Annotated in this window: 1 protein-coding gene; it reads right to left on the bottom strand. The window is 31.2% G+C overall.

Features of this window, described 5'->3' with window-relative positions:
* Window positions 1-1,917, bottom strand: a 1,917-nt coding sequence (locus B0A64_RS24370; protein WP_123875960.1) for an AMP-binding protein, incomplete at both ends; no start/stop codon positions are given.

Here is a 1,917-nt window from a genome sequence, read left to right as displayed (position 1 = left end):
CTAAGACTTCTTTCCAGATACCACATATTAAAATCTCTGCATCCGTTCTAGGCTCTGTATAATCCTCTGTAGCACTACTGAAATCAGGATCCGGCAAAGAACGCTTATCCAACTTTCCATTGATAGTCAATGGAAAAGATTCCATGGACACCAAGGCGGCTGGTATCATGTACTCTGGTAAAACTTGTGTCAGCTTATCCAGAATACTATCTTTATTTAATTGATTTAGATAAGGTATATTGTAATTATTAACTGAATTTTTAATACTCAAATCAGTAATATTGATCATATCTTTTTCACCATTAAATGAAATAACCACATCGTATCTATACTTACTTAACTCATTGACATAATCACCAACCCTTTCAAAAATATTAACCTCTATATTTTTATATTTATTTTTTAAATTAATAAAATAGTTTGGACTAATTAATAACTCATTTTCTTTTAAGGCAATTCTAAAAATATCTTGATTTGTATAATTTATATCTTCATAATCAAATTTTTCTTTGATCAGTTCCTTCTGCAAATCATAATTTCTAATATCGCCAAAAAAAATAGAACCCTTTTCAGAAAGTATATTAATAGATTTCTCAAGTATATCATCAAAATATTTAATACTTGGAAAGTACTGACAAACAGAATTAATAATTATAGTACTGTAAAGATCCCCCTCGGGTAATTGATCAATTTGATCAGCTTTTAAATGATATAGAGTTGTATTATAATTTTTATCCTTAAGAAATTTTATATGTCGATTGATAACTGTTTGTGATATATCTAAACCAACATACTTTTCAACCTCACTTAATAAAGGATACATCAATAAACCTGAACCAACACCGATTTCTAAAACGCAACCTAGGTTTAATTTTTTTATAATATTTATTATACCATCTCTCCATTGTTCCATTTCAGATATAATAATTGGTTTTCCAGTAATATAACTATTCCAACCTAAAAAATCAGATTTTATTTGACCTACTTCAATACTATTTTCATAATTAGAATCATAAAGGCTTTCCCAACCGCTTAATATATCAGCATCATTTTCTGATAAATAGCTTTTATCCAATACATAATAAGCAACCAAAGATTTAATAACGCCATTAGAGGTGTCTCTTTCTTTTGCCAATACACATGATTGTTGAATACCCGCAATTTGTGATAAGGAATACTCAATCTCGGCAAGCTCAATCCTATATCCACGAATCTTTACCTGGTCATCATTGCGGCCGATATATTCTAAACTGCCATCTACTAACCAACGTACCAAATCTCCAGTCTTATACAACCTGCCATAACCCTTTGACTTATCTGATTCCGTAACAAATGGATTAGCGATAAAACGCTCCGCTGTCAGATTCAAAAGGTTTAAATAGCCACGAGCCAATCCGGCACCGCCTATATGAAGCTCGCCAACTACTCCAATTGGAACTGGTATACTGTTTACATCAAGAACATAAGCCTTTGCATTTGGAATAGCACGTCCTATTTGTTCAACTTCATCCAAGACTATTTGTTTAGATGTCGTATAGATACACGCTTCTGTTGGTCCATAAAAATTAAAGAGTTTTATTTTTCCTGAATATAAACTAGCAGTTTTTTTATCACAAGGCTCTCCCGCATATATAATAATTTCTAAATCCGGATATATTCTTTGAGGTAAGCTACTTAATACAATCGGTGGTACATATACCAGATTGATTTCATTAGCTATAAAATAATCTGACAATAAAATACTATCCATTCTAATCCTTTTTGATAAAATATGTAACTCTAATCCTCGCACAATACTTGCAAAAACCTCAGAAACAAACACATCAAAAACATAAGCTGTATACGCCGTTGATTTTTTTATCACTGTATTATCATAAATATCGTACAAAGCATCCAGCGTATTAACAACTCCTGCAT

The organism is Flavobacterium araucananum, assembly GCF_002222055.1.
Taxonomy (GTDB): Bacteria; Bacteroidota; Bacteroidia; order Flavobacteriales; family Flavobacteriaceae; genus Flavobacterium; species Flavobacterium araucananum.
Note: the sequence above shows the minus strand (reverse complement) of the source record. Positions and strands in the feature narration are given on the sequence as shown.